This is a genomic window from Actinomadura logoneensis (genome assembly GCF_003428695.1).
Taxonomy (GTDB): Bacteria; Actinomycetota; Actinomycetes; order Streptosporangiales; family Streptosporangiaceae; genus Spirillospora; species Spirillospora logoneensis.
In genome coordinates, this window is the sequence record NZ_QURH01000217.1 from 1 (window position 1) to 6,203 (window position 6,203).

The window sequence follows — 6,203 nt, forward strand, 5'->3', positions numbered from 1 at the left end:
CCGGGCGCGCTGCGCCCCACGGGCGGGCTGCGTCCGCCGGGCGCGCTGCGTCCGCCGGGCGCGCTGCGCCCCACGGGCGCGGGGTCCGACGGGTGCCGGACCTGTCGGGTGTGGTGTCTGACGGGCGCCGCACCTGACGGGCGCCGCGAGTTACGGGTGCGGCGTGTGACGGGTGCGGCGTTGACGGGGCGTCCCAGCCCGCCTGTTCCGACAGGTCGGGCGGGTTCGTGGTGGGCGTCGGGGGTCAGTGCCTGGTGGGTGCCGGGTCGGCGTCGCTGCGGGCGCAGGCGGTGATCCGGACGGGCTTGCTGACCGCCGTGCCGCCGGCCTGGCGCGGTGTGTAGCCGGAGGGCGCCTTGATCTCCGTGATCGCGGCGCTCGTGTAGGTGCTCGCCGGGACGCATCGGTGGGACGTGCGCTGAACGATGTCCGACGTGTGCGTGAGGGCCTTCACGTCGCTCTGCTTGTACCGGAGCCCGTCCTTGTAGAGCCCGGCCCGGACACTGATCCCGGCCACCGGCTGATCGCACTTCACACGCCCCTCCGCCTTGACCATCCCGGCGGTGGCGGTCTTGGCGTCGGTCCTGCTCTTGCTGTCCGTCCTGCCTTTGGCGTCGGTTCCAGAGGTGCCGACGGACTTGGCCGGACGCGGGAAGCGGGGCTTGCTCACGGTGAGCACGCAGTGGATGGTCTCCCGTCCCGCCTTGGGGGAGTGGCCGTCCGGCTCGAAGGTGATGGCGGTGCCGGAACCGGTGTCGGCGCTCGCCACGGAGGACGGCGCTACGAGCGCCAGTGTGACGACCGGTCCGGTGAGCAGGCCGACCGCGAGCCTGGTGATCCGCTTCATCGCGTCCCTCCGCTGATCAGGTGACACCCCGCGCCAACCTAGAGCGTCCGGGCCGTCACTCAAAGTGAGGGATCATCTGCGGAGATCTCCCCCGAAGGCCGCCGACCCCGGTACATCCCGGGGATGAACACGAGGCTGGCTCCTGCGGGGGAAGTGCGTTCGGGGCCGCGCTCCCTAGCGTGAAGATCACCGAACGAGGGAGCCTGAAAATGATCAGACGTGAGCGCGCGATCGCCCTGGCCGTCCTGGGGAGCCTGGCAGTGGCGGCCACCCAGCCCGCCGCCGCCATCGCGGCGACGACGCGGACCAAGCCCGCCGCGACGACCGCGTCCGCGACGGACGTGCGGGAGGTGATGCGGCGGCTGACGACGGAGGACGGCGCGCCCGGAGCGGTGCTGGAGGTCCGGTACGATCGGGGCGCCACCACCTTCACCAGCGGCGTCGCGGACGTGACGACCGGCGCCCCGATGCCCGGCACGGGCAGCTTCCGGATCGGCAGCATGACCAAGCCGTTCGTGGCGACGGTCGTCCTCCAACTGGTCGCCGAGCGCCGGGTGGCCCTGGACGCGCATGTGGAGCGGTACCTGCCGGGCGTCGTCCGGGGGAACGGCAACGACGGGCGGAGGATCACCGTCCGGGAACTGCTCCAGCACACCTCCGGCCTGCCGGACTATGTCGACTACCTCGACCCGCGCGAGGTGCTGAAGAACCCGACGGCCCACCACGACGTCCGCGACCTGCTGAAGCTCGCGCTCGACCATCCGCCGACGTTCAAGCCGCGCCGCGGCTGGAGCTACTCCAACACCGGCTACCTGCTGGCGGGCATGATCATCGAGCGGGTGACCGGCAACACCTACGCCGAGGAGATCCGCCGCCGGATCATCGTCCCGCTGGGGCTGCGCGACACCCTCGTCCCGGGGGACGCGACGACGATCCCCGGCCCGCACGCCCGCGGTTACGTCCGCCCGGCGCCGACCGCGCCGCTCACGGACCTCACGGAGCTCAACCCCTCGATCGCGAACGCCAGCGGTGAGATGGTCTCCACCACCGCCGACCTCGACCGCTTCCTCGGCGCCCTGGTGCGCGGCAGGCTCCTGCCGCCGGCCGAGCTGCGGCAGATGATGCGGACCCGCTCGACGGACTCCGCCGACGGACGCGCCTACGGTCTCGGGCTGGAGAGCCGTCCGCTGCCGTGCGGGGGCCTGTACTGGGGACACTCCGGCGACATCTTCGGATTCAAGACCACGGGCGGGGCCACGACCAGCGGAAGAACGGCGACGGTCATGGCGAACCTCGACCCGGGCGGCACGAAGGCCCAGAGCGCCGACATGCGGACCGCCGTGGAGACCGCCCTCTGCAACTAGGGAGCCGCGCGGGGGCGGGTGCCGTTGGGCGGGCATCGGCGTCTTCCGCACACCTGCGGGGTGGAGCCATGGAAACAGGCATTCGCTCGGAACGGGACCTCTTGGACTTCCTCGTCGCCTACACCCGGGACATGGTCGAACCGGAACAGGATCCGGCTGATGTCCTCGCCCGCTACCTCGTCCCCGATTTCGAGTTCTGCAATGACGGGCTCGTCATCGACCGCGAGCGGATGCTGGCGCACGCCCGCGGGATGCGCAGGCGCGTCACCTCCTCGGACGTGGGGTCCGTGGACGTCCACGAGGCGGTGCTGTCGGGCGACCGCTTCGCCGCCCGCTGCACACTGGACGTCGCGATGAGCAAGGGCGGCGACTTCCGGGCGGAGGTCTACATGTTCGGCCGCCTCGCGGCCGACGGCCGGATCCGCCGCGTCGACCAGACCACCAGCGACCTCACCCCCAAGAACTGACCCCGAAGAACTGACCCCGAGGGACTGACCGCGAAGAACTGCCCCCGAGGGACTGACCGCAAGCGACTGACCCCAAGGGACCTCATTCCGAAAGACTGAACTCCGAGGGACTGACCCTCAAGGGACCTCACTCCGAAGGACCCGACCCCGAAGGACCGCCCACGGCGGGCGGACGGGGCTGTGCGGGGGCGGCGCGGGCTACTTGGTGGGTTTCTGGGTGGCGGTGGTCAGGGCGTTGCGGGCCTGGAGGACGCGGTCCCACGCCTCGCCCATGGCGGGGTAGTCGTTCTTCGACATGGCGGCCTTGTAGTCGTCGATGGCCTTGGAGAGGTCGCTGATCGCCTTCTGGGCCTCGGGGGAGAGCCTGTCGGTGCCGGGGCGGTTCGGCTGCGGGCCGGGGGACTGGCCGGTTCCGGGGCCGAACAGCCTGCCCATCGCGGACTGGAACAGGTCCGTGCTCGCCTGCTGCTGCTTGGAGCGCCTGGCGAAGGAGACGCGGTCGCCGTACTTCACCAGGACGGCCAGCAGGGTCGGGTACGGGGACTGGTTGCTCTGCGTCGTCTGCGAGTACAGCGGCTCGACGTAGAGCAGGCCGCCCGCGAACGGCAGGGACAGCAGGTTGCCGAGCTTGGTCTCGGTTCCGCTGCTGCGGTTGGGGAACAGCAGGTTGCGGATGTCGGTGTCGTTCTCGAACGCCTGCTGCACCTGCCCCGGGCCCTGCGGGCGCGGCTGGCCCGGCTGGTCGGCCGCGGGCATCTCCAGCAGGCGCAGCCTGCCGTAGCCGGGGTCGCCGGGCGTCGAGTCCGCGATGAGGAAGGCCGACAGGTAGCGCTGGTTCCGCGGGGTGTACACCGAGGTCAGCGAGAAGCGGGGCGGGCCGCTCTCGGCGGGTGCGGCGTAACGCGCGTCGGCAGGAGCGGTGTCCGGTCGTGGGGCGGGGGACTGCTTGCCCGACTGCGGGGCCGGGGGCGGCGGCGTGCCGGGCTGGGCTCCCGACTGCGGGAGCGGCGGCCGGCCGTTCGGCGGTGCCGGGGCCATGGCCGTGGTGACGCCCGGCCGGACGCCCGGCGTCCGCGGGCCCGACTGGGCGGCGGGCTGCTGGGTGGACGGAGGCTGCGCGCCCTGCTGCGGCGGCATCCGCAGGCTCAGGTAGTACGGGGGCTGCGTCTTGCCCTTGTTCGCGGGGGACGGGTCTTCCGGGACGTCCCAGAAGCCCTGCGCCCCGTAGAACGCGTCGGCCTGGGTGACGTGGTACTGGGCCAGGATGCGGCGCTGGACCTTGAACAGGTCCTCCGGGTAGCGCAGGTGCTCCAGCAGGTCGGGCGGGATCTTCGACCGGGGCTCGACGGTGCCCGGGAAGACCTTCATCCAGGTCTTGGCGATGGGGTCCTGGTCGTCCCAGAGGTAGAGGTGGACGGTGCCGTCGTAGGCGTCCACGGTGGCCTTCACCGAGTTCCGCAGGTAGTTGATCTTCTGGTCGGCCTGCTTGGCGACGGCGGAGCGCGTGTCGGTGATGGTGTCGCGGGTGGCGTCCTGCAGGCCGAGGGTCTGCGAGTACGGGTAGCCGTTGGACGTGGTGTAGCCGTCCACCACCCACTGGACGCGACCGCCGGCCGCGACCGGGTACGGGTTGCCGTCCAGCGTCAGCCAGGGCGCCGCGCGGCGGACGATGTCGCGCGGCGTGCGGTGGTAGAGGATCCGGGCGTCCTTCTTGATGGCGCCGGACAGCAGCAGGTTCCAGTCCCGGAACTCGGCGGCGAACAGTGTGCGGTTCAGCACCGAGTCGACCCTCACCCCGCCGCGGCCCGTGTAGGTCGTGTTGACCTGCAGTGAGCTGTCGGACGGGTCGGGGTGGTCGAACTCCTTCTGGCCCCGGCCGCCGACGATGGAGTAGCCGGTCGTGCGCTCGCCGAAGTAGATCTGCGGGGTGCTCACCGGGGCGCCGGTGAGGTCCTTCTGGGGGGCGTCCTTCTGCTGGAAGTCGGGGGTGCCGTCGGCGGTCAGGCGCTCGCCGGGCGCGCGGACGAAGCCGTAGCCGTGGGTGTAGATCAGCCGGTCCTTCACCCAGCTGTGCTGGCCCCTGGGCGGGCCGGACAGCTCCCGGACGGCGACGACCGAGTCCTCCGGGCGGCCGTTCACCTGGTACCGGTCGACGTCGAGGGTGTCGGGGAAGCGGTAGAACTCGCGGTTCTGCTGGAGCTGCTGGTAGGTGGGGCTGACCACGACGGGGTCGAGCAGCCGGACGCCGGACAGGTCGCGCGCGGCGGCGGCGAGCCTGTCGCGGTCGGTCTCCGGACGGCCGCCGTACGGTTCGAGCGTGACCCCGGCGACGCCGTAGGCCGCGCGGGTGGCGTCGATGTTGCGCTGGATGAAGCGGCGCTCCCTGTTCTGCTCGTCCGGCTTCACCTGGAAGCGCTGGATGAGCACGGGGTACAAGCCGCCGACGAGCAGCGCCGACAGCACCAGCAGGACCAGCCCGACACCGGGCAGCGCCATGCCCCGCCGCAGCAGGTTGGAGAAGAACAGCAGCGCGCACACGACCGCGATGACCGCGAGGATCGTCTTGGCGGGCAGCAGCGCGTTGACGTCGGTGTAGGACGCGCCGGTGCGGACGCCCCGCTCCGAGTGCACCAGGCCGTACCGGTCGAACCAGTAGGCGAACGCCTTCAGCAGCACGAACACGCCGACCAGCACCGACAGGTGCGCGCGGGCGGCGGGGCCGACCTTGTCGCCCGGCCCCTGGAGGCGCAGCCCGCCGTACAGGTAGTGCACCATCACCGCGGCCAGCAGCGACAGGATCACGGCCGCGAACACCACGCCCAGCAGCAACCGCAGGAACGGGTAGGTGAAGACGTAGAACGAGACGTCCTTGTGGAACTGCGGATCTCGGACGCCGAAGTCGGTGCGGTTGAGGAACGCCAGCCACACCTGCCACCGCCCGGCGACGGACGCGCCGGTGAGCACGCCGAGCAGCACCAGCGCGACGGCCGTGATCGCCCGGCGGCGCGGGTCGACGAGCGTGCGGTACCGGTCGAGGCCCTGCTGCTCGACCGACAGCGGCCGGTAGGCCGGCCGCAGCCGGTGGGCGACCACCATGTTCACCCCGACCAGCAGCGTCATCAGCAGGAAGCCGCCGAGGAACAGGGACGTGCGCGCCCACAGCCGGGTCGTGTAGACCGACGACAGGCCGACCGAGCGGTACCAGAGCAGGTTCGTCCAGACCGATGTGAAGATCATGAAGGCGACGGCCAGGACGGCGAGCGTCGCCAGCCCCGGCACCAGCAGCCGGGACCGGCCGCCGCCGAACCTGCGACGGATACCGGGAGTCCGGAAGGTCAACGGGCCCCTCCGTTCAGATCGCGCCCCCACCGGCATCCCCCGCCGGTGCTGTCCTAGAAACCTATCGACTGCCTCCGCGACACCCGCACCTCCGCGACCGATTGTGGATAACTCCCCGCCCGCGCCTCGCCGAGCGTCCGGACGCCCCCGCCCGCGCCCTGCCGAGCGCCCGCGCCGCCCCGGCCC

4 protein-coding genes are annotated in these 6,203 nt (G+C 71.7%); 2 read left to right on the top strand and 2 right to left on the bottom strand.

Annotated features, from left to right (window positions below):
* Positions 1-244: 244 nt before the first annotated feature.
* Positions 245-847 (bottom strand): hypothetical protein, encoded by a 603-nt coding sequence (locus DZF91_RS12345; RefSeq protein ID WP_117357616.1) that lies wholly within the window; start codon positions 845-847, stop codon positions 245-247.
* 209 nt (positions 848-1,056) lie between these two features.
* On the opposite strand from DZF91_RS12345, the gene DZF91_RS12350 reads away from it, so the two are divergent.
* Together DZF91_RS12350 and DZF91_RS12355 are read left to right on the top strand one after the other, a co-directional pair.
* Entirely contained in the window at positions 1,057-2,211 is a 1,155-nt protein-coding gene (locus DZF91_RS12350) for a serine hydrolase domain-containing protein (RefSeq protein ID WP_117357617.1), read from the top strand.
* Between the two features lie 68 nt (positions 2,212-2,279).
* Positions 2,280-2,678, top strand: coding sequence for a nuclear transport factor 2 family protein (locus tag DZF91_RS12355; RefSeq protein WP_117357618.1), 399 nt, complete (start codon positions 2,280-2,282; stop codon positions 2,676-2,678).
* Positions 2,679-2,876: 198 nt separating this feature from the next.
* Here DZF91_RS12355 and DZF91_RS12360 read toward each other — a convergent pair whose 3' ends face one another.
* On the bottom strand, positions 2,877-6,017 hold the full coding sequence (locus DZF91_RS12360) for a UPF0182 family membrane protein (protein ID WP_117357619.1): 3,141 nt from the start codon (positions 6,015-6,017) through the stop codon (positions 2,877-2,879).
* Positions 6,018-6,203: the final 186 nt, after the last annotated feature.

Excerpts from the sequence above, each read along its gene's own strand:
- DZF91_RS12355 (WP_117357618.1), top strand. The coding sequence starts at position 2,280 with ATGGAAACAGGCATTCGCTCGGAACGGGACCTCTTGGACTTCCTCGTC.
- DZF91_RS12345 (WP_117357616.1), bottom strand. The coding sequence starts at position 847 with ATGAAGCGGATCACCAGGCTCGCGGTCGGCCTGCTCACCGGACCGGTC.
- DZF91_RS12350 (WP_117357617.1), top strand. The coding sequence starts at position 1,057 with ATGATCAGACGTGAGCGCGCGATCGCCCTGGCCGTCCTGGGGAGCCTG.